This is a genomic window from Vreelandella sp. 162(4c) (assembly GCF_058152265.1).
In genome coordinates this window covers 4,418,794-4,441,171 of record NZ_CM176981.1, presented here as the reverse complement: position 1 = coordinate 4,441,171, position 22,378 = coordinate 4,418,794, and the positions used below count along the sequence as shown (strand labels likewise).

General features: G+C 49.3%; 16 protein-coding genes and 2 pseudogenes. 7 read left to right on the top strand and 11 right to left on the bottom strand.

Annotation, left to right across the window (positions count from 1 at the left end):
* The first annotated feature begins 12 nt into the window (after nucleotides 1–12).
* Nucleotides 13–2,331 (top strand): exodeoxyribonuclease V subunit alpha, encoded by a 2,319-nt coding sequence (recD, locus tag AC4EYZ_RS20495; RefSeq protein WP_490204294.1) that lies wholly within the window; start codon nucleotides 13–15, stop codon nucleotides 2,329–2,331.
* Nucleotides 2,332–2,499: 168 nt separating this feature from the next.
* Here recD and AC4EYZ_RS20490 read toward each other — a convergent pair whose 3' ends face one another.
* The 3 genes from AC4EYZ_RS20490 to AC4EYZ_RS20480 all read right to left on the bottom strand — a co-directional run bounded on the left by AC4EYZ_RS20490 (nucleotide 2,500) and on the right by AC4EYZ_RS20480 (nucleotide 7,311).
* Nucleotides 2,500–4,098, bottom strand: coding sequence for a hypothetical protein (locus AC4EYZ_RS20490; RefSeq protein ID WP_490203986.1), 1,599 nt, complete (start codon nucleotides 4,096–4,098; stop codon nucleotides 2,500–2,502).
* Nucleotides 4,099–4,367: 269 nt separating this feature from the next.
* The gene (locus AC4EYZ_RS20485; RefSeq protein WP_474192423.1) at nucleotides 4,368–6,521 is read right to left on the bottom strand and encodes an AAA family ATPase; all 2,154 of its coding nucleotides are present in this window, start codon (nucleotides 6,519–6,521) and stop codon (nucleotides 4,368–4,370) included.
* Nucleotides 6,522–7,077: 556 nt separating this feature from the next.
* A complete protein-coding gene (locus AC4EYZ_RS20480) occupies nucleotides 7,078–7,311 on the bottom strand; it encodes a DUF427 domain-containing protein (RefSeq protein WP_474192422.1) in 234 nt (77 codons plus the stop codon).
* A gap of 316 nt (nucleotides 7,312–7,627) precedes the next feature.
* Between AC4EYZ_RS20480 and AC4EYZ_RS20475 the strand changes: the two genes are divergently transcribed.
* Both AC4EYZ_RS20475 and AC4EYZ_RS20470 read left to right on the top strand, forming a co-directional pair.
* A complete protein-coding gene (locus AC4EYZ_RS20475) occupies nucleotides 7,628–8,872 on the top strand; it encodes a DUF4236 domain-containing protein (protein ID WP_474192421.1) in 1,245 nt (414 codons plus the stop codon).
* Between the two features lie 30 nt (nucleotides 8,873–8,902).
* Nucleotides 8,903–9,313: a hypothetical protein gene (locus tag AC4EYZ_RS20470; RefSeq protein ID WP_474192420.1), complete on the top strand. Its 411-nt coding sequence runs from the start codon at nucleotides 8,903–8,905 to the stop codon at nucleotides 9,311–9,313.
* 179 nt (nucleotides 9,314–9,492) lie between these two features.
* On the opposite strand, the gene AC4EYZ_RS20465 is transcribed toward AC4EYZ_RS20470, so the two are convergent.
* Nucleotides 9,493–10,425, bottom strand: coding sequence for a LysR substrate-binding domain-containing protein (locus AC4EYZ_RS20465; protein WP_474192419.1), 933 nt, complete (start codon nucleotides 10,423–10,425; stop codon nucleotides 9,493–9,495).
* Nucleotides 10,426–10,484: 59 nt separating this feature from the next.
* Between AC4EYZ_RS20465 and AC4EYZ_RS20460 the strand changes: the two genes are divergently transcribed.
* Nucleotides 10,485–11,261, top strand: a complete 777-nt coding sequence (locus tag AC4EYZ_RS20460; protein ID WP_474192418.1) for a 2OG-Fe dioxygenase family protein — start codon at nucleotides 10,485–10,487, stop codon at nucleotides 11,259–11,261.
* A gap of 47 nt (nucleotides 11,262–11,308) precedes the next feature.
* The gene (locus AC4EYZ_RS20455) at nucleotides 11,309–11,926 is read left to right on the top strand and encodes a LysE family translocator (RefSeq protein ID WP_474192417.1); all 618 of its coding nucleotides are present in this window, start codon (nucleotides 11,309–11,311) and stop codon (nucleotides 11,924–11,926) included.
* Nucleotides 11,927–12,028: 102 nt separating this feature from the next.
* Here AC4EYZ_RS20455 and AC4EYZ_RS20450 read toward each other — a convergent pair whose 3' ends face one another.
* Nucleotides 12,029–13,045 carry an IS30 family transposase gene (locus tag AC4EYZ_RS20450; RefSeq protein WP_317998401.1) on the bottom strand — a complete coding sequence of 339 codons (1,017 nt, stop codon included), beginning with the start codon at nucleotides 13,043–13,045 and terminating at the stop codon, nucleotides 12,029–12,031.
* Nucleotides 13,046–13,174: 129 nt separating this feature from the next.
* On the opposite strand from AC4EYZ_RS20450, the pseudogene AC4EYZ_RS20445 reads away from it, so the two are divergent.
* A pseudogene (locus AC4EYZ_RS20445) lies at nucleotides 13,175–13,426 on the top strand (ATP-binding domain-containing protein); the annotation flags it as partial.
* A gap of 125 nt (nucleotides 13,427–13,551) precedes the next feature.
* Here AC4EYZ_RS20445 and AC4EYZ_RS20440 read toward each other — a convergent pair.
* Nucleotides 13,552–14,118 carry a DUF1993 domain-containing protein gene (locus AC4EYZ_RS20440; protein ID WP_490203985.1) on the bottom strand — a complete coding sequence of 189 codons (567 nt, stop codon included), beginning with the start codon at nucleotides 14,116–14,118 and terminating at the stop codon, nucleotides 13,552–13,554.
* Between the two features lie 108 nt (nucleotides 14,119–14,226).
* Here AC4EYZ_RS20440 and AC4EYZ_RS20435 point away from each other — a divergent pair.
* Nucleotides 14,227–14,463, top strand: a pseudogene (locus tag AC4EYZ_RS20435) (ATP-binding domain-containing protein); the annotation flags it as partial.
* An 8-nt stretch (nucleotides 14,464–14,471) separates the two neighbouring features.
* Here AC4EYZ_RS20435 and AC4EYZ_RS20430 read toward each other — a convergent pair.
* The 5 genes from AC4EYZ_RS20430 to AC4EYZ_RS20410 form a co-directional block, all read right to left on the bottom strand.
* A complete protein-coding gene (locus AC4EYZ_RS20430) occupies nucleotides 14,472–15,464 on the bottom strand; it encodes an IS30 family transposase (RefSeq protein WP_490203942.1) in 993 nt (330 codons plus the stop codon).
* A 429-nt stretch (nucleotides 15,465–15,893) separates the two neighbouring features.
* Entirely contained in the window at nucleotides 15,894–16,106 is a 213-nt protein-coding gene (locus AC4EYZ_RS20425; RefSeq protein WP_490203984.1) for a hypothetical protein, read from the bottom strand.
* A gap of 126 nt (nucleotides 16,107–16,232) precedes the next feature.
* Nucleotides 16,233–20,801 carry an NACHT domain-containing protein gene (locus AC4EYZ_RS20420; RefSeq protein ID WP_490203983.1) on the bottom strand — a complete coding sequence of 1,523 codons (4,569 nt, stop codon included), beginning with the start codon at nucleotides 20,799–20,801 and terminating at the stop codon, nucleotides 16,233–16,235.
* Between the two features lie 162 nt (nucleotides 20,802–20,963).
* Complete coding sequence (locus AC4EYZ_RS20415) at nucleotides 20,964–21,713, bottom strand: hypothetical protein (protein ID WP_490203982.1); 750 nt, start codon at nucleotides 21,711–21,713, stop codon at nucleotides 20,964–20,966.
* 234 nt (nucleotides 21,714–21,947) lie between these two features.
* The gene (locus AC4EYZ_RS20410) at nucleotides 21,948–22,364 is read right to left on the bottom strand and encodes a cysteine peptidase family C39 domain-containing protein (RefSeq protein WP_490203981.1); all 417 of its coding nucleotides are present in this window, start codon (nucleotides 22,362–22,364) and stop codon (nucleotides 21,948–21,950) included.
* Nucleotides 22,365–22,378: the final 14 nt, after the last annotated feature.

Sequence of the window (22,378 nt, the reverse complement as noted above, 5' to 3'; positions counted from 1 at the left end):
AACGGGGGCTCCATGAACCTTGATCTGTTCGCCGATGACGCGCCGCCCGCTGCACTTGATTCAACCGCATCGGTAACACCACCGACAGAATCAGCCGCCAGTGCTACCCAGCCGCACCCCGCGCTAAGCGATACCGCCGCGCTACTCCTGCTGTGTGAGCGCTGGGTTTCCCGTGGCTGGCTGCGGGATCTGGATCTGGCCCTGGTGCGCTTTCTCGACCGTGAAACCCACAACGCCCCGCCGCTGCTGTTGCTAGGCGCGGCGCTTGCCAGCCACCAGCTTGGCCGTGGCCATGTGTGCCTGGATATAGTTGCTACCCTGGAAGCCCCGGATTTTGCACTTTCGCTGCCGCCGGAAGGCGACGACCTGAACGACCCGCCGCCGCTGCCCAGCCATGTACTGACCACGCTAACGCTGCCCGAGTGGCAGGCCGCGCTCCACCACCCCACATTGATCAGCGACGGCCCGGGCAATACGCCGCTGGTGGTGAGCCACAGCGTCAACACCAGCAAACTCTACCTGCGCCGCTACTGGCAGTTCGAGCAAACCCTGCACCAGGAAATCGCCGCCCGATTAGCCACCGCAGAACTGGATAAAACTGGTGGGAGGGAGCTTCAGCTCGCGAAGGGTGACGATAGTCACCCCCAAATACTCAAAAGCGCGCTGGATGCGTTATTCCCCGCCACCACCACTCTGGATTGGCAAAAAACCGCCTGCGCCCTAGCCGCCCGCAGCCCCTTCGCGATCATCACCGGAGGCCCCGGCACCGGTAAAACCACCACGGTTGTGCGCCTGCTGGCCCTGCTACAAACCTTGCAACTGAGCCGACCCCACGCCCACCCGCTACGCATTCGCTTGGCCGCCCCCACCGGCAAGGCCGCCGCACGGCTAAATGAATCCATCGCCGGACAAGTTGCAAAGCTCCCCATAAATGATTTAGCCACTTTGTGGGAGGCCGATTTATCGGGCGATGATTCAAGCACCGCCCAACTACAAGCAGCCATCCCCACAGAAGTCACCACCCTTCACCGCCTACTAGGCGCAAGAGCCGACACCCGCCACTTCCGCCACAACGCCGCCAACCCGCTGGCGCTGGATGTGCTGGTGGTGGACGAAGCCTCAATGGTGGATATCGAAATGATGACGGCGCTGCTCAGCGCCCTACCCGCCAGCGCCAAGCTGGTGCTGCTGGGGGATAAAGATCAGCTGGCATCCGTAGAAGCAGGCGCCGTGCTGGGCGACCTGTGCCGCCGCGCCGACGCCGCCCACTACACACCCGCCACGGCGCAGTGGCTGGCCGTACTCACCGACCACCCGCTGCCAGATGCATTAATCGACCCGGACGGCCAGCCGCTGGACCAAGCCATTACCATGCTGCGGGTAAGCCACCGCTTTACTGAAACAAGCGGCATCGGCCAGCTCGCCCAGGCGATTAACCAACCGCTAAATGAGGCATTGCGGGAACGGGATAAACACCAAGCCGTGCATGGCGTACTGAATAACGGCTACGCCGACCTGCACCACCTGGTGTTGAAGCCCGACGCACAAAACGAAGACAGCGCCCTAGAGCGCCTGGTGATCACCGGCAGCCCGGAACGTTTTCCCAACGCAGGCGAAGGCCGCACCAATTTTAAAGGCGAGCCAATTGCACCGCCCACCGGCTACCAGTACTACCTGAATACCCTGGCGAGTGAACGGCCTGATACGGCACTAACATTTGAAGAGAACGGCGATATTTACGATGCCTGGGCAAAACAAGTGCTAACCGCCTACAGCCGCTTTCAGCTGCTGTGCGCGCTACGCAAAGGCCCATGGGGAGTAGAAGGCTTAAACCTGCGCATCGCCAAAACATTGCGTCGCGAAAAGCTGCTGTATGGCAACGACCACACGTTAGAAAAAAGCTGGTTCGAAGGCCGCCCGGTGCTGGTCACCCAAAACGACTACGGCCTAAAACTGATGAACGGCGATATCGGCATCACAATGGCGGTGCCTGATCCCCGCTCTTCATCAGGAGCGCCTGGAAGATCGCTTCTTCGCGTAGCCTTTCCGACCAGTGACCCGGAAAACCCCATTCACTGGGTGCTGCCTTCCCGCCTACACGCGGTAGAAACCGTGTTCGCGATGACAGTACACAAATCACAAGGCTCGGAGTTTCAGCACACCGCCCTACTGCTACCGCAAACGCCCAACCCGATCCTCACCCGCGAGCTGGTCTACACTGGCATCACCCGCGCCCGCGACTGGCTGACGGTGATCGAAGCTAAACGCGGGATATTGAATGATGCGGTGACTAGGGAGGTTATGAGGGTGAGTGGGTTGGAGATGTTGTGATCAAAACCGACATTGCCGTTGGTGGTGTCGGCTCTCGGTCAGAAGCATTCTTTTAGGAATGCACTGATATAATGCCGCATTATGCGGGCTTAAATGGCGTATTATAATGTGCAGCGCAGTATAACCTAAGCCACTGTTTTAATTAATATTAAATGCCTTTTTATATTTTTATAGCTGACTAGGAGACAAACCAAACGACATTCCTACTAAATGCCCGACATCAAAAAATGGAATTCGATGTTCCATGTGAGAATAATGTGCGCATTTTACAATCGTTAGCTTTCGGTTATCTTTCGCATTCATGCTTGTCAGAAGCTCAATATATTCAGGGTCGTCTCCAATAAAGACAACATTATGGAAAGAAAGAGTTGAAGAATCAAAAGATGACTTGTCTTGAAAAATATCATTAGTGACAGTGTATACAGCCTCTACTTTTTTTACTTTTTCCTCGAAGTTAAATGCGACCAGTTCAAAATTGCAATCCTTACATTTAATTTTAGCACCATCTAAAGAAGCAACTGGTATCTTAACCAAAGGAATTTCACCAATCCCATTAGAGAAAAAATATACTTTATAAGTTTTATTTTTCTCTAGCACTTTACAGTTTCTTATAGCCTCATAAATTATCTCTTCTAATCTCAAATTGCTAAAATCGATTCTTGGGTGCAACTCTTGATACATTGGTGAAAATTTTTCAATAGACTCTCTAAGGAAATTAGCATCAATTAAAACTGCAGTACTGGAATAATTCACTACTCTAGTTTTTATTTTATTATTTTTTGCTTTATCTAATTTTAAATTTCTTATTTCTTCGAGTTCAACCCAGCTTTTATCGTAAAATAAAATTAGGTCCCTAATACATTTTGTTATATATAGCTGTAATTTATTGAATAGATCTATCTGTTCACTAGGTTCTGGTATCAACATTTCTAGGTTCTTACCATTGTGGATGATCTCTGTGCGCAACCCATCTTCACTGTCCCCACTAGAATAATACCTGAACTCTTCCTGCAACCTATTAATGTCCGAACTGTTCTCGGCTATATGAGCCGCAATTTTATTTCTAACCTTCTGGAATTTAGTAAAACTATTTGGGTCAGCGATAAATTCAAACAACCTCATTATTTCGATGAATTTGCCTGTATTATCATTTTCTTCTAGTGCATTAGAAAACATTCTCAATGCTTGTTTCGCTGTGTTTCCGACCTCTCCAATATCAGTATTTAGCAAATTAAAATTAGCAAAAATTTCGGAATTAAGGTCTAAACCAACCCCTGCTGTTAAGGTATTACTGTAGATAGTAGTATCTATGATGCGAGTAAAAGGGCTTCCTTTCCCATTGTACATCAACAGTAAAGTCTCTCCTGTTGCAATCTGCCCTAACCTTGCCGGCATGGTTTTTGGAAGCACTAAGGAGCAAAACTTAAATTTTATATAATCAATAATTATGGAGGCTTTAGATATTGCAGCATTCATAATTTTCAAATCACTTGATACACTGCCCGAGTAATCAGCATAACTTAGGTCATTGATTACAGCTAGTGGGTTAGATTTAAACCTCTCAACGTTTAGCTCAAATTTATCTTTACCTTCTTTAGACATGATAACTGTATTACTAAACATATCATCAATATCGATACTGCCTTTAGGGAAAATCCTTATATTACCTAATGACTCTTCCTTTTTTAAACAAAGCCTCTCCATAGGAAAAATATAAAAATATTCATTTTCCAGGTCACTTCCATACAAATCTTCAATTTTATTCATAAACCCTCATAAAAATATAACAGCGTATTAGACTTCCAACTTTATAACCTAACAAACGTACCAGAGCCTTTATTCGATAAATGCAACCTGGAAAATAAAGTCTAAGAATATGATAGTCATCATTCTTTATTCCCATTAAGTTTTATATTCAAAACTCGCGCGCCTGCTGCATTTTACAGAACATCTGCTCAGGATCACAATCCGACCACGAACAGACACTCATAATCATCTACTCCCATTACATACGATCCAGCGCATGCTCTAACAAATCAGGACATCATCTTATCAAAATGCGCTTCAAACTCGGTTTTGATAAAAACTTCTCTAAATCGATCTACGAATATGTGCGGATCTATCTCACCAAAGTCAGTTAGGTTGACCGAATCAGCATGAGATTCTCGGTTCATGTACCTATAGAGCGCCCTAAATTGAGGGTTTTCGTCATTTAGCTCTAGCAAAGCTTTGCGCAAGCTTTCTTTCTGATGCACAAAGGTGAAGTAATGCTCCAGGATGTTTCGCATAATATTGGGAATCACACTAGGTGACGCCGAACCGCTGAGTGCATCTTTGAGCGTTTGCCAGAGTGCTTGGTAGTCATTTTGGATCTCGCCTTTTCGCATAGGTACCACGTTGCTGTAATCGGCTTTGGTGACACGAAATAGCGCGAGCGAATTTTCCTTATCATCCTGCAGCAGCTTATGCATCTCATGGAAGAAAAACAGGTTGTGAGTCAGGATGATTACCTGCTTGAAGCGTGTATTAGGATGAAGTACTAAGCGACGAATCAACGAGGCGATATCGTAGACATAATTGTGGGACAAACTCGAAATGGGGTCATCAATAACGATGATGCGTTCACTCTTGATGCTACCACCTGCAGCGTTCAACTCCCCGTTACAAACCTCTAGAAAATAAAGAAACGAGATTAAAGTTTTCTCCCCCTCACTTAGCGACTTGAATACCCCATCATTCTGCGTAGGACGATGTAGGCGATACTGGGGAACAGAGCCCTCTTCCTTGATAAGCTCAAACCCCTTCAAGCCCAGGAGCCGAAGCCATTGGTTGATGCTCTCCACAGACTGATCAACGTTTGTTGTCTCAGCGCGAGACGCTTTGATTATGTCGCGCTGGGCGGTTATTTTGGCACGTACCTGCACAACCTCATCTTTAGCTGCCTGTCTCTTCTTCGTCAGTAGCTTATCTTCCGCCGAAAAAGCTGCAAGGTGGGGCTCGCACGCATTTCTAAACCAGCTCCAAAACCGATCTTTGATGCTATCTAGGTGGGCCTGCTTGTGTTTGATCTTGGCGTTGATATCGTCGATTTTCTCCTGTTCTAAGCTAATCGCATTGTTGAGGGATGTAATCATCACATCTGTGGCATTCAAGGTGACAACCGTTGAAGGGCTGGCCACCTTGGCCGATAAGGCCTGAATGTTTTTCTGAAGCATAGCCCGCAGATTCGCCACGTGAATCTGAATCGACTCTATGCTGTAAATAGGGGCCTCACTTTGGCGAAGAATCCGCTCGACAGCGCCTGTATATCGCTGCTGCAGCGTTGTAAGAGCCGTTAATCGCTTTTCGTAGGTCTGATCAAATACCTTATATAGCTCAGCATAGAAATTTACCGGTAATGGTTGCTGACACAAAGGGCACTGGTCTTTCGAGTGCGATTCAAATCTCAATGCATGCTTGACCCAATCCGAGTTACCCAACTCTTGGATTAGTTCCGACAAATACGAATCACCCTTGCCGACGATGACTTCTTTTAAAATCGGGTCGGCTTCTATCCCCGCACCTTCAAACCTCAAATGTGGAATATGCGGCAACTCAACATCGCTCGCACCTTGCAACTGAGCAGCCTCGGCAAGGAGCCCATCCTCAGTGTCGGACGTGCTAACCAATGCAACCGCAGAGACTGCATCTAGCAATCGGTCTTTAGTATTCAGTCGGTTGAAACAGTATGTAAGTGCACTGTTATCAAAGCCCACCTTGAGCTTCCAGACAAGGTTTTTGAGCTTGTCTCTGGCCGCTTCCTGGGCAGCTTTGGCTTGCTTGCCTTCTGCCATATGCGCATCGTGAGTAGCAGTGAGCGAGCTGATGGCAGCCTCGGCCACCGCTATCGCCTTATCTGCTTCAACATTGCCCTCATTGAGGGTAAATACGCCGGGCTGAGCAGCAGTCTCATGAAAATTCCTCTCCATAAAGACGTGGTTATAAACCAAAATATCGCGGTCAGCATTGACTGGATCAAGCTGGCACTCATTAAACCGAGGGTCAGTAGGCGCTTGAAGGTAGTTGCTAATGGTCGTTTTGCCGGTGCCGTTTTGACCGTAGAAAATGCTCACACGTTTTAAGGGCGCTATAGTAACGACTGAGTTTGGGGAATAGCTGGAGACATTACGCAACAGTATTCTATCGATCATAAACAGTCCTTAGCACGCGGCAATGAGTTCAAATCAATGTATAAATTAGTCAATTGTAAAGTGCCATATCACACCGAAGTGTTTAACGCCATATAGATCAACTCGGCTTAACTGAGGCACATGCAGTTATTTCCATAAGAGGTACTTTCCATACCACCAGGGACGCTGGTAGCATTATGTCCGCAGCTACCACCTTGGACTCTCCTTCCTGCCCTACTACGCATAAGCTCGCTTTGCATATGTCGTGTAAAGGCTGTCAGCGGCCCGCTGAGATCAGATGGAGAAAATGCCATGAAATATGGAAAAGTTGTTCTGGTTCGCCAGTATGACCGTTTCCGGTTTGGGCAGTGGGAAACCGTGTGCCAGCACATGCGCTCCCTACCGCGCCGGTAATTGAACGTCCAGGTAGTAGCTGCCCTACCAGTATTCGCCACCGTCGGCACGCTCCCTTAAAGTCATAGCACCCAGCTATTTGTTTATTCACAGTATCCCCTATCTCAATCACCGCCATTCCTTCTGCTGGCCGCTCGTAACTCATGCCACATCAGTATGTTGGTCAAACGAAAAATTGGCAGCATCGCCCTTCAAGGGGCAGTGTCTTGCTACCGGAGGCTGTCATCAGTCCCATCCGTAAGGCGTCACGAGGAATATACTGCTGTAACGGGTAGTCGAGCTCGCGGAGCTCGATGTCGCGTGTAGTGTCGGTAAGTGCGGAGCCACCGATGCTGACTCGCAGATCTCGGGTGTGCGGATAAAGAGTGATACGGGGCTGGGTGAAAGCTGCAAGCATAGAGCCATCCCTTACGTATGAGAATTGTCGTTATACTATGTTTAGATTAAGCCTAGCACCCTAAGCTGACTTGTCCCATTCTAGCTATCAACGGTTACTGCGAATTACGACCTAAAGGCTGTCGACACTGCCTCGGATTCCAAGCACGGTGAGTTTGATGGTGGCCATCGCTCGAGGGGAACGAAGCCACACTCACTATCGTGGGGCAAGTGAATATAACACCAGCATCTTGGCGGCAGATTTAAGCGATACCATGTGGAGACATAGGAATCAGGCTGAAGACGATAATAACGAGTAATAAGACAGGGAGCGGAGAATGGCACTTCGATTTAATCGGCGTATCCGTATTGCCCCAGGCATTAGCCTGAACCTCAGCAAAAGCGGAATCGGGGCCTCTATAGGCCCTCGTGGCGCCAAAATAAACGTTAGTAGTCGCGGTGTATATGGCAATGTGGGGTTGCCGGGCACCGGCCTCGCCTACCGTGAAAAGCTCAACAAGCGCGGAAGACGAAGCACCCAGGCAGGAGCGCCCTCTCCCGGCAAAGCTCTTGAGCAGCAGCTCAAGGCAGGGGGCTCTGCGGTGGTGCGTGTTCGTGTGCAAGAGGACGGGGAGTTCGTGATCACTGACGATGATGGCCAGCCATATGACGAGACAGAGCTGCGTGTACTTCGTAAGTACGCTGGAGAAGGCATGCGCGATATGCTCCAACAAGCATGTGATCGGCTGAACGCCGACCTCTCTGCATTGGCAACAGTGCATTGCGATACGCTGTCCCCACGAGACAAGCCAGCATTTCAGAGTCGAGCGTTTCCCGAACCCGAGCCCCAGCGCAATCCTCTTCTTCAGCCAACACTCTGGAGCCGTATCTGGCCCCCTGCGAGGCGTCGGCTAGAAGAGCAAAATGAGCGGCGGGCTGAACAATATACTCGCGCCTTTAGCGAATGGGAGGAGGCAGCGCGGGCCTTTAACGAGCAGGAGCGGCAACGACGTGAGCAGGAAACCGAGTTAGTGCTTACGAACCTCGATGCCATGGCCAATATTCTTGAGGAACAACTGGGGGAAATCCCGTGGCCCAGGGAGACGAGCGTGAGTTTTGATCTCGGAGATGATGCCAGCACCATCGCTATCGACATCGAGCTACCTGAGGAGGATGCCTTTCCGGATGTGGAGTACACCCTAGCCGCTAAGCAACCGAAAGTTTCTGTCAAAAAAATTGCCGCCACTAGGCGGCGCATGCTGTATCGCGACTACGCCCATGGCGTGGCGATGCGAGTGCTCGGTGAGATATACCACCGTCTTCCAACCGTTCAGGTAGCGCTTATATCGGCCTACGTGCCGACCCTCGACACCGGAACTGGTCAGCCCACCGAAAGCTATCTCTACAGTGTCCTGGTTACCAAGCCTCAGTGGCGAGAAATCAATTTCAAGGCCCTGGCCAACATCGAGCCACCAGCTACCCTTGAGCGCTTCGAACTGCGGAGAAAAATGACCAAGACAGGAGTGTTCAAGGCTATTGAGCCGTTCGATGTTGAAGCGCTGGCTAATGAGGTAGGTATTTAGGAGAGTTATTCAATCGTCATAGGAGAAGATATGCGTAATCTGGTTACGGGAAGCATTATTATAGGACTACTGCTAGTAGGGTGGCAGATAGCAGCAGTTGCTGATTCCGATACACAGGAGAGGCTTCAGGTGGCTTTGGATCCTTGGAATCCCCATGAGATCCGATTGACGGGTAACCAGCTAACGGTTATCACCAGAGAACGTCGCATGACGGATCAAGTATTGCGCCCTCTCATTTCGACAGGGGTTTGTATGCCTGTATTCACGGGGGCTCCTGATTCGTACCTCTCGGGAATCGATGAAATCGCCGTACTGAACATACATGGTCGCCAAGGATATATTTTTTCCGGCGGGCGCTCTGAATGCCAGGAAATTGGCGGTTTGCCAATGAATGACCTAGAAATGTACATATTGTCCCGCACACGGATGCATACAAACTAGCTTTCCATCCTGGTCACCTAGACGGGATACCCGATTCAAGCATTATAGAGGTGCCTTGGCGACGATGGCCACCATATGATCAAAGGCGCTTTACTTATTAAAGATATCATCTGTGTTATCAGTAATGTTTAGCTTTTATTGACATGGATATTGGATCGCTGACTAACCATTTAGTCTTGTTACGACTGCAGACAAGCGGCCATTTCTTGCTTTAACCAACTTTGAAAACGCGCGCATTTATTATTCATGCCTAGCGACTCAGGTGATAAGAGATAGTAGGCTGAGCCATCCAACAGAAAACCATAAGGTGCGTGGAGTTGCCCGCTTTCCAATTCGTCCTGAACCATTAAGAAAGATGCCATAGCGATACCTAAACCAGAAACAGCAGCCTGTATACATAAATAGAAGTGTTCATACTCAACTCGACCGCTTCCTTTGGTCGATATATTGGAAAGCTTTTCCCAGGTTGGCCAGGCATTAGGACGAGTGCCAGCATGTAGCAAACGCTCACCTTCAAAATTGTCATTGATGCTATTTTTAACTCGACTTACTGGCCCCACCCACTCCTCACATACTTTCTCTGCATAAATGTCAGGCTCCCAGTGAAAGTCATCGCGCCTAAGCGCTAAGTCAACACCGCTTCGTGCAAAGTCGATTGGGCCACCTGCAGCAACTAGGTGAAGATTGATATCAGGATTAGCTTCATGAAATGCGGGTAATCGTGGGATTAGCCATTTCATGGCAATGGTTGGTTCGCAAGATAACGTCAGCACTTCATTCTGGGCAGTATGCTGTAATCGATAAACAGCACCCTCGAGTTGCTCGAAAACGGAATGAGTAACCTCATGCAATGAGCGGCCTGCGGCATTGAGGAAAATGGCTCTATTGCGCCGTTCAAATAACTCAATCCCCAAAGCATCTTCTAAAAGCCGTACCTGGCGACTCACTGCACCGTGTGTGACATGCAAGGACTCGGCGGCTTTTACAAAGCTACCTGTCTGCGCGGCCGCTTCAAAAAAGCGAAATGATGCAAGAGATGGAAGTTTCATATACTCGATGAAATCTATCAGATTTGCTTCACGATAAATCGCTTTTATAAGCTTTGCAAGCATTCAATAATTAAATCACCTCAATAAGAGGTGCAACATAAAACTATACAGGGAGTGAAGTTATGCAAAATATATCATCCCCAACGCCGCCACAACCACAACCTCACATGTATGATCGTGTTCATAGCGAAGTGATTGATCTGTGCAAAAACATCGCAAGAAATGACTTCGCACTACTGCCTGCTAAACATGTACGTAGCCTAATTACGTTAGATGACGAAAGTTTGTTAGAAGATTGGGAAGACTTCCAGAACAGCTGGAACCGCCTGGAACAAGACCAACATATGAAAGATGGAGGTAAGTACCGCTTTCGTCGCCATGGGGTTTACAGTGCAGAGCCCAGCTCAAGCGTTAAACCTGAACCACGCCAACCGCATTACCAGAGCCTTGACTACAACACCCTTAATGGCGGGATAGCTAGAGATTTTGCGCCTATAGAGCCTGCAATCGCTGACTGTAAAATATTGATGGCAGCACTTGAATTGTGCAGACGAACGTTTAGTAGTATCGCCCCATTTTATGGCTGGCATATTGAGGTGCACCAATTTCGGATCATTGCTACTGACAATCAGGCACTTCCTACCCCTGAAGGAATTCATCGTGATGGAGTTAGCTTTGTATTTATGATGCTCGTCAATCGTAAAAACGTGCTAAGCGGCGAAACCAGCATCTACAATCGAGAAAGAAAAGAACTTGCTCGACACACTCTCACCACCCCCTTCGATGCTGCAATTGTAAATGATGAAAGAACCCTTCATGGGGTAACCCCTATAATAGCAGAAGACTCAAATGAGCACGGCTACCGTGATGTACTTGTTATTACTTTCAATAAGCGTTGAAAATTAGGCGGGGCAGATGCCCCGCCTTCACTATTGGAGTTTCATTGATGAATGAGCTGATAGCAGTAGCTACTATAACTGTTTTAGCAGTTATTAGCCCAGGCCCAGATTTTGCGATGGTAACACGCAATAGTTATGCATTCGGTTCACGGATTGGACTATTTTCAGCTCTAGGAATTGCCTGCGGCGTCCAAGTGCATGTGTTTTACACCATGTTCGGTATTGCAGTACTTATCGTAGAATCTCCCACGCTTTTTATGGCTATGAAAATCATTGGAGCGTCATATCTTATTTTCTTGGGATATAAATCACTAACAAATAAAACAAAGCTAACGTTTGGAGAGGCTACAAATATCGCGCCATCACCAGCCGCTGCTTTTAGAATGGGGTTTCTCACTAACGCTCTCAACCCTAAAACAATGCTATTTGTAATTGCTACTTATACCCAAGTTGTTCAACCTGATAGTGCTCTGGGTCAAAATTTTGCCTATGGTATATTCATGTCAGCCGCTCACTGGGTCTGGTTTAGCATTGTTGCACTATTCTTCGCCGCGCCTGCTATGCGTAAGCGAATACTTAAACGGCAAGGCATTGTCGACAAAGGTATTGGCATTGCACTCATAGCACTAGGTGCCTCGCTAGTTTTCACCAAAATCACAACCTAAGGCAAAAAAGTGCCTAGGCTTTAGAGGGCATTTTAAACAAACCATTTATTACAATGGTATGAGAGTATTGGATGGCGGATGCAGACTCTGAGTGCAACACACTCACTGGATGGTTGATGGGCTTTCATGGTACTTGGTCATCAGCTCGCTCATCACTTCTATCGGACATTTAAACCCAAAGCGTTTTCGAGGTCGCATATTTAGCTCAAAGGCAATGGCGTCTAGCTCTTCCTGGCTATGCACTGAAAGATCCGTTCCTTTCGGTAAATATTGACGGATTAGGCCATTGATATTCTCATTGGCCCCCCGCTGCCAGGGGCTATGGGGATCGCAAAAGTAAATCGCAACACCGGTTTCTTGAGTAATTTTTGCATGGTGTGCCATTTCACGCCCCTGATCATAAGTCATGCTTTTTCGAGCGGTGGTCGGCATTCGGTTCAGGGCAGCACTAAAGCCTGCGACGGCGGATGTGGCGGTGGCGTCATCCATTTTTGCGAGTATCAGATAGCCACTACTAAGTTCTACCAAGGTGCCTACCGCAGACGCGTTATTCTTACCTTTAATCAGATCGCCCTCCCAGTGGCCGGGCATTTCACGCTTACTGACCTCGGGCGGACGTAAGTGAATGCTGACCATGTCAGGGATCTGTCCACGTCGATCCACTTCGCCACGGCGAGGCTTGCGTGTGGTTTTACCTTGTCGCAAGCAGTGAATCAGTTCCTTGCGAAGGTGGCCAACAGGCAAGGCATAAATGGCCGTGTAGATGGTTTCTCGGCAGACGTAGGCATCGCGCAAATCAGGTAGTTTCATCATTTTGAGCTTGCCGCTAATTTGTTCAGGAGACAAGCGTTGTCGCAACATATAAACGATGAGGTCAAAACGCTCCGTGCCCGGCACAAGCTTCTGTGTCGGGCGACAGGCAGCTCGACGCTTTTCTCGCTGACGTTGAGCGTGCCGGGCACAGTAACCGTTCTGGGCTATTTGGTTACGGCGTATTTCACGAGAGATGGTTGAAGGAGCTCGCCCTAAGAGCTGGGCAATATGCCGAAGGCTCATCCCTTGGGCTTGACCCACTTGGATGCTGGCACGTTCTTCAATGCTGAGTTCGAGGTAAGACATGGGACAACACCTTAGCGAAATGCTCAGGTGTTGCACTCAATTTCTGCGGCCAAGGATCGTATAAATTGCAAAGATTTAATTATCTCCCATGGCTACAGCCTTTAGCTAATAAAATCGATATTAGCATTGCCCTTACAATGGCTGATGCCTTCCTTCCTGTACTCGGTAGAAACCGCATTCGCAATGACGGTACACAACTCGGAGTTTCAGCACACCGCCCTACTGCTACCGCAAACACCCAACTCGATTCTCACCCGCGAGCTGGTCTACACCGGCATCACCCGCGCCCGCGACTGGCTCACACTGATCGAAGCCAAACGCGGGATATTGAATGATGCGGTGACACGGGAGGTTATGAGAGTGAGTGGGTACGCGGAGTAAGGCTCACTACTTTAAAGCGGGGCTGGTGTTCAGCGCAGAGAAAAACCAGCCAGTGAACTTTCGCTGGCTGTATGCTGAGCTCGTTCAACGGATACGCTGTCACATTGCTCGCCATAACCAAGCATTCAAGCTTGAGGGATCGTTTCAGGGCGAATATACGGAAACAGGTGCGCTACATAATCGGCTTTTCCAAGTTCAACCTTCTCACTGCGCAATATGGAATAGGCGGTCATGAGGTGAAAATAAAACTGAGCCAGTGTCCAATCCCGCGCATATTGTTCAGCGGTTAAATCGAGAACCATGCCGTTGGGAAGCTCATGCACCAGGGGCTTGTCCGCGTCTACATCCAGCGCATCGCGGGAAAGGCCGTCGAGCAAAGCAATGGTTTCATCAATACGCGCTTGCGCATCCGCGAATGAACCGGGTTGCTCTCCGGCGTTTCGCCCTTCTTCGAGCAGTGCCCTGATAGTGGGTGTCAGCGCCTTGTCTTGAAGCCGGCAAATCGCTTCTTGAACCTGTACACAAGCAAACCGAACCTGAGTCGACAGCGGATACATATCCGGTGCGAGACGTGCAGAAAGCAGTGCTTGTGCATCAGCTTCAGGCATCTGTGCCTGCGCCTTTTTCAGCCAGCTCGAAAGCGCGCCAAGCATTTGTTTATAGGTGGGCACCAGCAGTTGCGCTAATGGCATGAGCTTTTTCCTATCGAATCGATGGTGACAGAATGGTCGCTACCGCACGCCCATTTTATAAACCTGTCTGATCGCAAATGATAGCCATCACGCCGTAAACCCTGCTAGCTGCAAGCATTTGAACCCGTGTTCGCGATGACGGTACAGAAATCACAAGGTTCGGAGTTTCATCACACCGCCCTGCTGCTACCGCAAACGCCCAACCCAATTCTCACCCGCGAGCTGGCCTACACCAGCATCACCCGCGCCCGCGATTGGCTCACGCAGATCGAAGCTAAACGCGGAAAGCTAAATGATGCGATGACAAGGGAGGTGATGAAGGTTAGTGGGATGGGCAGGTTGTAATCCTGAATTCAAACATTAAGCGCAGCACCCGCGGTTTCCAGCGCTCCTGAATACTCTCCCAGGAACACTTGTGCCGGTGTCCGATACCCCAAGCGTTTTCTGGGGCGATTATTCAGCTTGGCAACGACTCGCCTCAGTGCTGAGTCGCTCACCTTTCGGAAGTCCGTCCCTTTCGGGAAATATTGGCGAATCAGTCCGTTGGTGTTTTCATTGGTGCCACGCTGGCATGAGCGGTACGGGTCGCAAAAATAGGTCTTGGCCGAGACGGCCTTGGCAACCTGTCGGTGCTCGGCGAATTCCGAACCGTTATCCAAGGTGATGGTCTGCACTGCACCTCGGCGTGGTTTTAATAACCGGGTCATCGCTTTGGCCGTTCCTGTGGCCGTGATTGTCGGCAGGCGCGCTGCCAAGAGGTATCCGCTGCGTCTCTCGACCAGGGTCACCAGGCCGGATTCTTTGTGGCCCTTGAGCACCGTATCGCCTTCCCAATGGCCGATATGGCGCCTTTCTTCCACTTCGGCGGGACGTTGTTCAATACCTACCCGGTGTGGAATTTTGCCCAATCCCGCATGCTTGGCCAATCGGCGCTGATAGCGCCGCTGGTGTGGTAAGCGGAGTCGCTTCCATAAGTCGCCGCCGTGTTTCTTGTCGTCCCAGATTAACGCATAGATCCACTGATGGCTTACGCAAACGCCGTTGGCATTCGCCATGAAGCCACTAATTTGCTGGGGGCTCCATTCGTCCATCAGTTGATCAGTGACCCATCGAATTAGGCTGGGCAGTCGCTTCGTCACTTTCCAGGCGCTGCGTCGACGCTGATCACTTCTCAATTGAGCCTGCTCAGGCGCATAGCCAGCAGTAAGCCCATTGCGCTTTATCTCCCGGCTAATGGTGCTGCTGTGAACCCCAATAGCCTTGGCTATCTGTCGCTGGCTGATGCCAGTCTCGAGGTAAGCGAAAATTTGGTATCGTTGGGCCTGGGTCAGTTGTCGGTATCCCATTCTCTGCTTCACTTTGGTCGGTAAAGTCGAGAGGGTACCGGCGCTGGCCCTCCTTCCTCTACTGTGTGATCCAAAGTGCTGCGGTTATTCTATGAATCCAGGATCAAAGTCGACATTATCGCTGGTGGTGTCGGTTTTCGGCCAAGAGCAGTCTTTTAGATTCCACTAATTTAATGTGGTAACTCAGACGTCCAGCAGTTTCCGGGGCGGCTGGAGCGCCTTGTTGTGTCATATTGTCACTTAAACCCAGACAGCTATAAGTTGTATATAAGTTCCAGCAATGATTAACCAAAACCCAGTTGCTGCATTGTAAATGCAATATATTCCGCACCCATGTTGAGAATGGCCTATCTGGGTTATCAATAATCTGCCGTGTAATATACGACGGACTACCATAAGGAAACTCATTCTCGCTACCATATTCATCCATTACCTTTTAAACAGTCCACTCACCTCAAGTTGAAAAACACCAGAGGCTGTAGCAAGCAAGCCAGAAGAAGCTAGCCATTTTGCAGGGTTAGCAGCACCCGCAATAACTGAATAGATGCTTACAACTAGGCTAATCAAAGTCGCAACCAGCAATACAATAAAGGCTTGGCGTTCAAATCTCTTAAAGATAACGATATCTCCTATTTGGCCCACCCCCGTGTCCACCGGAAAATCAGGAGCGCAGCAAATAATTTTTCCGAATGCAGCAACTTGTTATATGCTGGAAAATAAATTAAATAATGCAATGCCTTAAGAAGATAAGGTCTACCATCACAACACTTAATCGGCTGAGTGGATGAAAATTGCTGGCGGAGCGTCCTGCCCGAAAAGTCGTTTCTGGCGCTCCTTTTCGAGTTTTCCGTAGCGTCTATTCAGTGGGTTTTTCAGGCTCGTGCCAAAGGCTGCAATCGATCCGCCATCTTGAGTAAAGCTATCTCTCCACATATCAAACCGGCCATCAACACATTGTGTGAAAAGAACCCCAGCCTGCCAAAACGTGACAGGATTATTGGTTTCGCACATGATCTTGAACCAGTGTCGAGCCCAGCTATTATAACGATAGGCAGTGATCGCCGCCGCGTATGCTTTGCCGGGAAGGCCCTCGGTATCTTTGAATTCCGCTAATATCCTTTCACTGTGTGGGCTTTTATCGCAAAAGCCGGCAACCATGAGCCCGCGAGCAATTTCTGCTGGCTCGGGCTGTGCAATCTTTTCATCGACATAGGCATCAAGAAATGAACCTTGATTGCATTGCAGAGCAGATAATACTTCAACTGCAATTGCTTGGTCAGTTGCCGCACGATTCAGCCGCTTTCTACGCAACGCATCAATAAATGAAGATGTGCCGCCCTTCCAGACGCTAATTGATCCAAGATCGACGCCGCTCTTGCCGAATGTAAACCTAACCAACGGGCGGCTATGTGCCGTTCGCTCAAATAGCAGCACACTCTTCTCAGGATTGGTGTCTGCAATCGCACTAGCCACCAGCAGAATGAGATTGTGGACGACTGGGAGCCTAGTGTCGTTGATCTCCATGAAGAGGTCACCCCACTTATTTATAATTTCGGGATCGATAACGGCCAACGCCGCAAAATCCTCATGCGTAAGGTGATCAAGAATGATATGCGCTTTTGCTGCTGTCAGCTCTTCCCTGAAAGCAACGAACGAGTCTTTATTATGTTTTTGCCTATCGCGGAATTCATTATCGCTCTCGGATAAACGTCTGAAAAAATCTTCTATATTCTCTGAGGGCGTCTCTCGCTCTGAGACAGAGAAAAGTATTGGATTCTTGGAAAAAATATACTCTGCCTCCAACTCAATTTCAGGAGTAACCAGTTCAATCGGTAGGCCGATTGCACAGTGAATAGAGGCATCAATGCGTTGAGCTATTTGCTGAACCGCTGTTCTTTTGAGCACCGTTGCTGCTCGCCCATAGAGTGATGGTGAAATCCGGTCTATAACCATACTCTCATCGGTGAGTCCGGCTTCTGCAGCCTCTAGCAATGCAAGAGAGCCATACCAGTTCTCAAAATTATCTTTGCCCTCGGACAGAACGTATTTCCAGTCACTCTCCGCTACCGCCCTTATAAGGGCGGGATGCCCCGAGTGGACTGCCAAACCGAGTGCACTTCTGCGAAGCCGTCCCTCTTTCGAAGTAATGGAAGACCGGGTGAAATCGCATATCTCGGTTGAGAGTTCTGCGCCCGTCGCAGCAGCTATCTCAAGAAGTAGGTGCTGCCTATAACATTTCGTGCCCTCGGCCAGGGTTTCTTTTAAGAAACGGTCGAGGATCTGTGGATCGGGAATTTTGGTTTCATCGATGAGTTCCAGCAGGAGTGGCTGATCCTCGGTCGTTGCCAGCAGAATTTCAATCTGCTCGGAGCAATCAAGGAATGGAAAAGCGATGAGCAATTCATACTGCAGCAAGATGCTCTCACCTTTTGGCAGTCCTTGATTATCGCCTGCTCCTTGTGCATTTCTCCATTTTTCGACCAGCGACCGTGCCTGATCCGCCGTGACGAGCGCGCCATGTTCGCGCAGCTCCAATAACCCTTGTCGAAGCGATATGTCGGTGCGTTTTACAACGTCCTCTGCAAACTCGCGAAGCTTAGCTGCGGCGGCTTTCAGTGCAAAACGGGCAACGACCGGCAGGGAATCAACAAAAACGTGATCCTGAGACGATTGCCCTCTGCCCTGTCGGAGCGCGGTAAAATCAAGGTTCTGGTAACGCTGGACAGTTTGATCCATGTTAGCAGGTACCGGTGCCGACGGATCACAGGGTTCTATTTTTTCCTTTGTAGGGAATAGGCCAGGTGGCATCTGACGATCTTGGGTTAGTTCCTCATAAAGGATGCTAGCTTCCCGATCGTCACCTGAATCGCCTGTTGCTTGCAAGATTCTAAGAAGAGCCCACTTGCCTGTTTTTGAGATGGTATCAGAGGTCAGATCCTTGCAACTTCGAAACAGTGCACTTCGCGTCTCTGACCAATCACGAAGGTTCAGGCTAATGAGGGCTAGGAAACTCTTGCTTGGCACCTGATAGGAGCCGTTAAGCGCGTTGGCAAAACTCCAGTCAGTAAGCTCGTTTGCGAACGGTGCGAGTCTCTTGCCAGCCAACAAAATCAAAGCAAGCCCTGATAGCGCATCCAGATCACCCTCCATTTTTATTAGACGTCTCTGACGAGTCTTTTCGGCGGGTGAGAGGGCAGCAAGCTTGTCATCCATTTCCGCTTGCAGCTTTTCACGCTCCTGCTTAACTTTGTCCTGGGGATCACGACGGACGTGACAATGCATACGGCGCTCCACCGCCAGAGAGTATGCGCGTAGCCAATCCCGAACTTCCTGTGCCACCGGATCCCAGACGGCACTTGATTTTGCAGCTTGAACAAGCGCCGCTTGTATCCAGTCGAAGTTTGGCTGGTGACTAGAATCCAAACAGAGATTCCGAGCCGCCTTTGCGATATCCAGCGGTCTTTCCCTTGCTAAACTGACCAAGGCGTCAAGCGAATCCGGCGGTGGGTTCTGAAGCTCGGCGAATCCCTTGATAAGTGCCTGGGCAATCTCAGGTGAATACTCATCATCGTCAGCTGCGCATACTGTAATTGCCGCTTTCACTGCCTCAGCCGTTTTATCCAGCGCTTCGATCGGCTCAAGAACCTCCTTGAGAGCATCATCAAGACTACGGTTGTTGCGCTTGGCTTTGCGCAGATTTTCGATAATGGAGAACCCAAGGGCCAATGTTAGCCCCTCATCCCTGAGTTCGTATTTTTGCGGCTCCCCGGGGACGGCGGAATAGAAGCGGCCTTCGGCAACCGCTGGAACTTCGTTGTCAAAGATGCGCAGATCGTCCTTTACTTGGCTCGTAGCGCGTATTAGTAGTTCCTGCGCTTGCCCGCGTAGATGTGCTACGAATTCGATAGGATCGTCGCCAAAGTCTTCCTTGATTCCTGCCAGGATATGCTCGAACAGCAGGCGGTCGATGCTTAGTTCCTCAAATATTGCAACGTCATCGCCGAAAACCTCAAGCGCAATCGACAAAATGCGCGGATTCCGTAGGAATTCTGCAACAGATGGATTGAGCTTGTTCAGGGGAACCCGATGCTTCCTTAGAATGCTGTTACGCTCGTCAGCGTCCCACTTGGGAACTACTACTTCTTTAACAGGGTATGTCAGCGCCTTCTTAACTCGCGTGTTGAAGTAGTGTGTGCGTACAGTGAGTACGATGCGACCGCCACGCCAGTTAACATAGGTGGCGACATTATCGACGATCTTTCCCCATTTTCGGTCGGGACGCTGATTGATCCCGTCTAAAACGAAAACAAAGCGCGGACGTGCCGGTTTGCCTTCAGCTTTCCATGCCTTCAGTCGTCGCCGCCAGCGTATTTTGCTCTTATCGCTTTTTACGTCGCCGGTCTGCGCGACGAGTTTTTTGATCAGAAGTGTCTCTATGTCGTCTTGTGTAGCGACCTCTGAAAAATCATCAGGCGTTAAAAACACCAGAAGAGGCTTGTCAGATTGTGCAAGCCAGGACTGCAACACGATCCATGATTTGCCACAGCCTTCCTCGCCATGGACGCAGACAATATTGTCATCATCCATATTCGATAAATATGTCCGCAGTTTAATGACTAAATTGTTGCGGGCCAAAACGGTGACAGCCCGATCTCTGGGTGCGAGGGGCTGACCGAGTTCGATGCGCGCAATGGCCTTTTGCGATACAGTTTCTTCGAACCATATTGCGTTGGCCTTCTCTGCCATCACTGTGGCCATTCCCGACGCGTCGAGACTTCTGCGAATTGACTCTTCGTGGTGCGGAAACCGAGTATCTAAACGAATAGCATCAAGTGCAGCAAGCGCCACACTTAACATCTGATTGTTAAGATTAGCTTTCAGAAAGGCCTTGGCCTTGATGTCAGCTATTGCGAGTGCCACAGCCAAACGTGGAAAATCGGAAGGAGTCCAATCTAGGATCAGGATGCTGATACCTTGCTGTGCGCCATCAGCACGCAAGTCATCTGCCAACTGGCTAGGTACCTCACAGGTTGCGCCTAGTACCCAGACTAAGTCTGCGTAATCGTTGTGGCGGACAAGGTCTGGGATCTTTGACAGCACGTCTGCGCGCGGCAGTTTGTTCGTGTAGAGTTTGCCTTCAAAAGCAACAGCGCCTTCAAAAGCAGCCTTGCCATCGATTCCACGTTGGTAGCCGCTACTCGCAAGACGAAAGGGGACGCCCGTGATCCCCTCAAGCACTTCGCCAATAAGCCCTTCAAAGCCATCTTCTCCAGTTGGCTTCAGAGTCAGAAGAGCGTTCCTCAGGTTTTCAACATGGGTTATTAATGGTTCGATCATTCAGGATCTCATACCTAACTGTTCAGCACCGATGAAAGCACATGCTGCCTTTGCCTGCATGGCCGCTTTGGGTCGATTGCATCTATGCACGAGCATTCTTGTTTCGGCCAGAAGCTGCCTTTTAGTCATCTCTGATGTAACGCTATAGCGAAGCGGCGGATCTCACGCGTCCGTCTTACGCGATTTGTTAGACATTCTCTTTTTAAGGCGAACTATCCAGTTATCCACGATTTCGTTCGGGGAAATAGTCCTGTGTCCCTGGAGCCAATGAGCATATTGCTCCTCATCTGGCATCAAGCCCTTCGCTTCTGCAGGAGACAAATCAACTTTATTCACTTCCGGAGGCTCTTCGCGATACAGTTCTTTGAAACGTCCGCGATTCTTTTGGCCATGTTCAAGGAGGTCGTCACACAGCAGCTTACTGAAGAATATAACGTCGTCTACATAAGTCGAAATTCCCTTCAAAGCGTCCGCATATTCAGTGCTCAGTGCCCCATCAGGAAGCGGGAACCCAAAATACAAATTCGCTTTTTCGACCTCGCTCATTCCTGGCGACCTTCGGATCATTTGAATGACCGAGTCGCGAGTTTCGATGGCTGATTCTAGTGACGCTATGGTGTTATCTATTTGAGCAGTCGCCGTTACGGGCCGTCCATTTAGATTCATCTTTTGATAGACCTGCTCATTCAAAAGGTCCAAAGGAATCTTGGGCAGTATCACTCTCCGCATATCGGCCTGGAAATCGAAATACTGGACATTGAGCTGGCCGGTTATTATTCTTTGATATTCTTCATGCTTTTCACAGAACCTACTATATAGCTCCCTAACTTGCTGATCCTTTAATAGAAGATAGGAGTTGCAAATAATATACGATGCCATTAGTGCCGAATTTGTATTTCTAATTTCCTGCAAGAGGCTTTCTTTTGTCTTAGACCTGTCAGCTATTCGATGAGCTGCGGTCGCACCCGCGAGTGCGCCAAAAAGTGCTCCGGCGAGTGAAGAAAAGAACTGAGAGTTCAGAACCAGAGATACCGTTTCTAGTGCATAAATCTCGATGGCATGTTCCTCTTAAAGGGGAATTTAGTTTCAGATCCAGAGTGTCTAATAACGCCTTACTCACGAGCCAGCTTTGCTGGTCGCGTGCAATTAATTGTTAGGGTGCGAAACCGGAATATAAGATCTTGGCCGCATGCGAGAAAAATCCGTCCGCTTGTAAGTTTTTACGCCCTTTCTTGGATCAAGAACGAAACCAGCTTCTGAGTCGGGTACATACACAACCCAATGCCAAGTGCCATATGTTGGCTTGTAATTGATACCGACGATGCTCAGTTTGTCTAAAGATTCCCACTTGCGCAGTTTTCGGCCCCTGGCAAAATCGTTACCAAATTTACTCAGTAAAGCACTGAGCTCTCCTGCGATGGTGTAGTAAGGAGGCTTTTCTTTAACAATTCCATGCTTTATCGCAGTGCGCTTTGCCTCAATATACGAAACACCGGCTACCATTGCAGCGCATGCAATGCCGCAGCCTGTAGAATCCTCTTGGATGACTCGCTTGATCTTCATAAGCGCCCTAACGC

Bases quoted from the DNA above. Each gene is read 5' to 3' on its own strand.
- AC4EYZ_RS20455 (WP_474192417.1), top strand. From the start codon at position 11,309: ATGAATGAGCTGATAGCAGTAGCTACTATAACTGTTTTAGCAGTTATT.
- AC4EYZ_RS20470 (WP_474192420.1), top strand. From the start codon at position 8,903: ATGCGTAATCTGGTTACGGGAAGCATTATTATAGGACTACTGCTAGTA.
- AC4EYZ_RS20475 (WP_474192421.1), top strand. From the start codon at position 7,628: ATGGCACTTCGATTTAATCGGCGTATCCGTATTGCCCCAGGCATTAGC.
- AC4EYZ_RS20420 (WP_490203983.1), bottom strand. From the start codon at position 20,801: ATGATCGAACCATTAATAACCCATGTTGAAAACCTGAGGAACGCTCTT.
- AC4EYZ_RS20480 (WP_474192422.1), bottom strand. From the start codon at position 7,311: ATGCTTGCAGCTTTCACCCAGCCCCGTATCACTCTTTATCCGCACACC.
- AC4EYZ_RS20440 (WP_490203985.1), bottom strand. From the start codon at position 14,118: ATGCCATTAGCGCAACTGCTGGTGCCCACCTATAAACAAATGCTTGGC.
- AC4EYZ_RS20460 (WP_474192418.1), top strand. From the start codon at position 10,485: ATGCAAAATATATCATCCCCAACGCCGCCACAACCACAACCTCACATG.
- AC4EYZ_RS20465 (WP_474192419.1), bottom strand. From the start codon at position 10,425: ATGCTTGCAAAGCTTATAAAAGCGATTTATCGTGAAGCAAATCTGATA.
- AC4EYZ_RS20490 (WP_490203986.1), bottom strand. From the start codon at position 4,098: ATGAATAAAATTGAAGATTTGTATGGAAGTGACCTGGAAAATGAATAT.
- AC4EYZ_RS20430 (WP_490203942.1), bottom strand. From the start codon at position 15,464: ATGGGATACCGACAACTGACCCAGGCCCAACGATACCAAATTTTCGCT.
- AC4EYZ_RS20410 (WP_490203981.1), bottom strand. From the start codon at position 22,364: ATGAAGATCAAGCGAGTCATCCAAGAGGATTCTACAGGCTGCGGCATT.
- recD (WP_490204294.1), top strand. From the start codon at position 13: ATGAACCTTGATCTGTTCGCCGATGACGCGCCGCCCGCTGCACTTGAT.
- AC4EYZ_RS20485 (WP_474192423.1), bottom strand. From the start codon at position 6,521: ATGATCGATAGAATACTGTTGCGTAATGTCTCCAGCTATTCCCCAAAC.
- AC4EYZ_RS20450 (WP_317998401.1), bottom strand. From the start codon at position 13,045: ATGTCTTACCTCGAACTCAGCATTGAAGAACGTGCCAGCATCCAAGTG.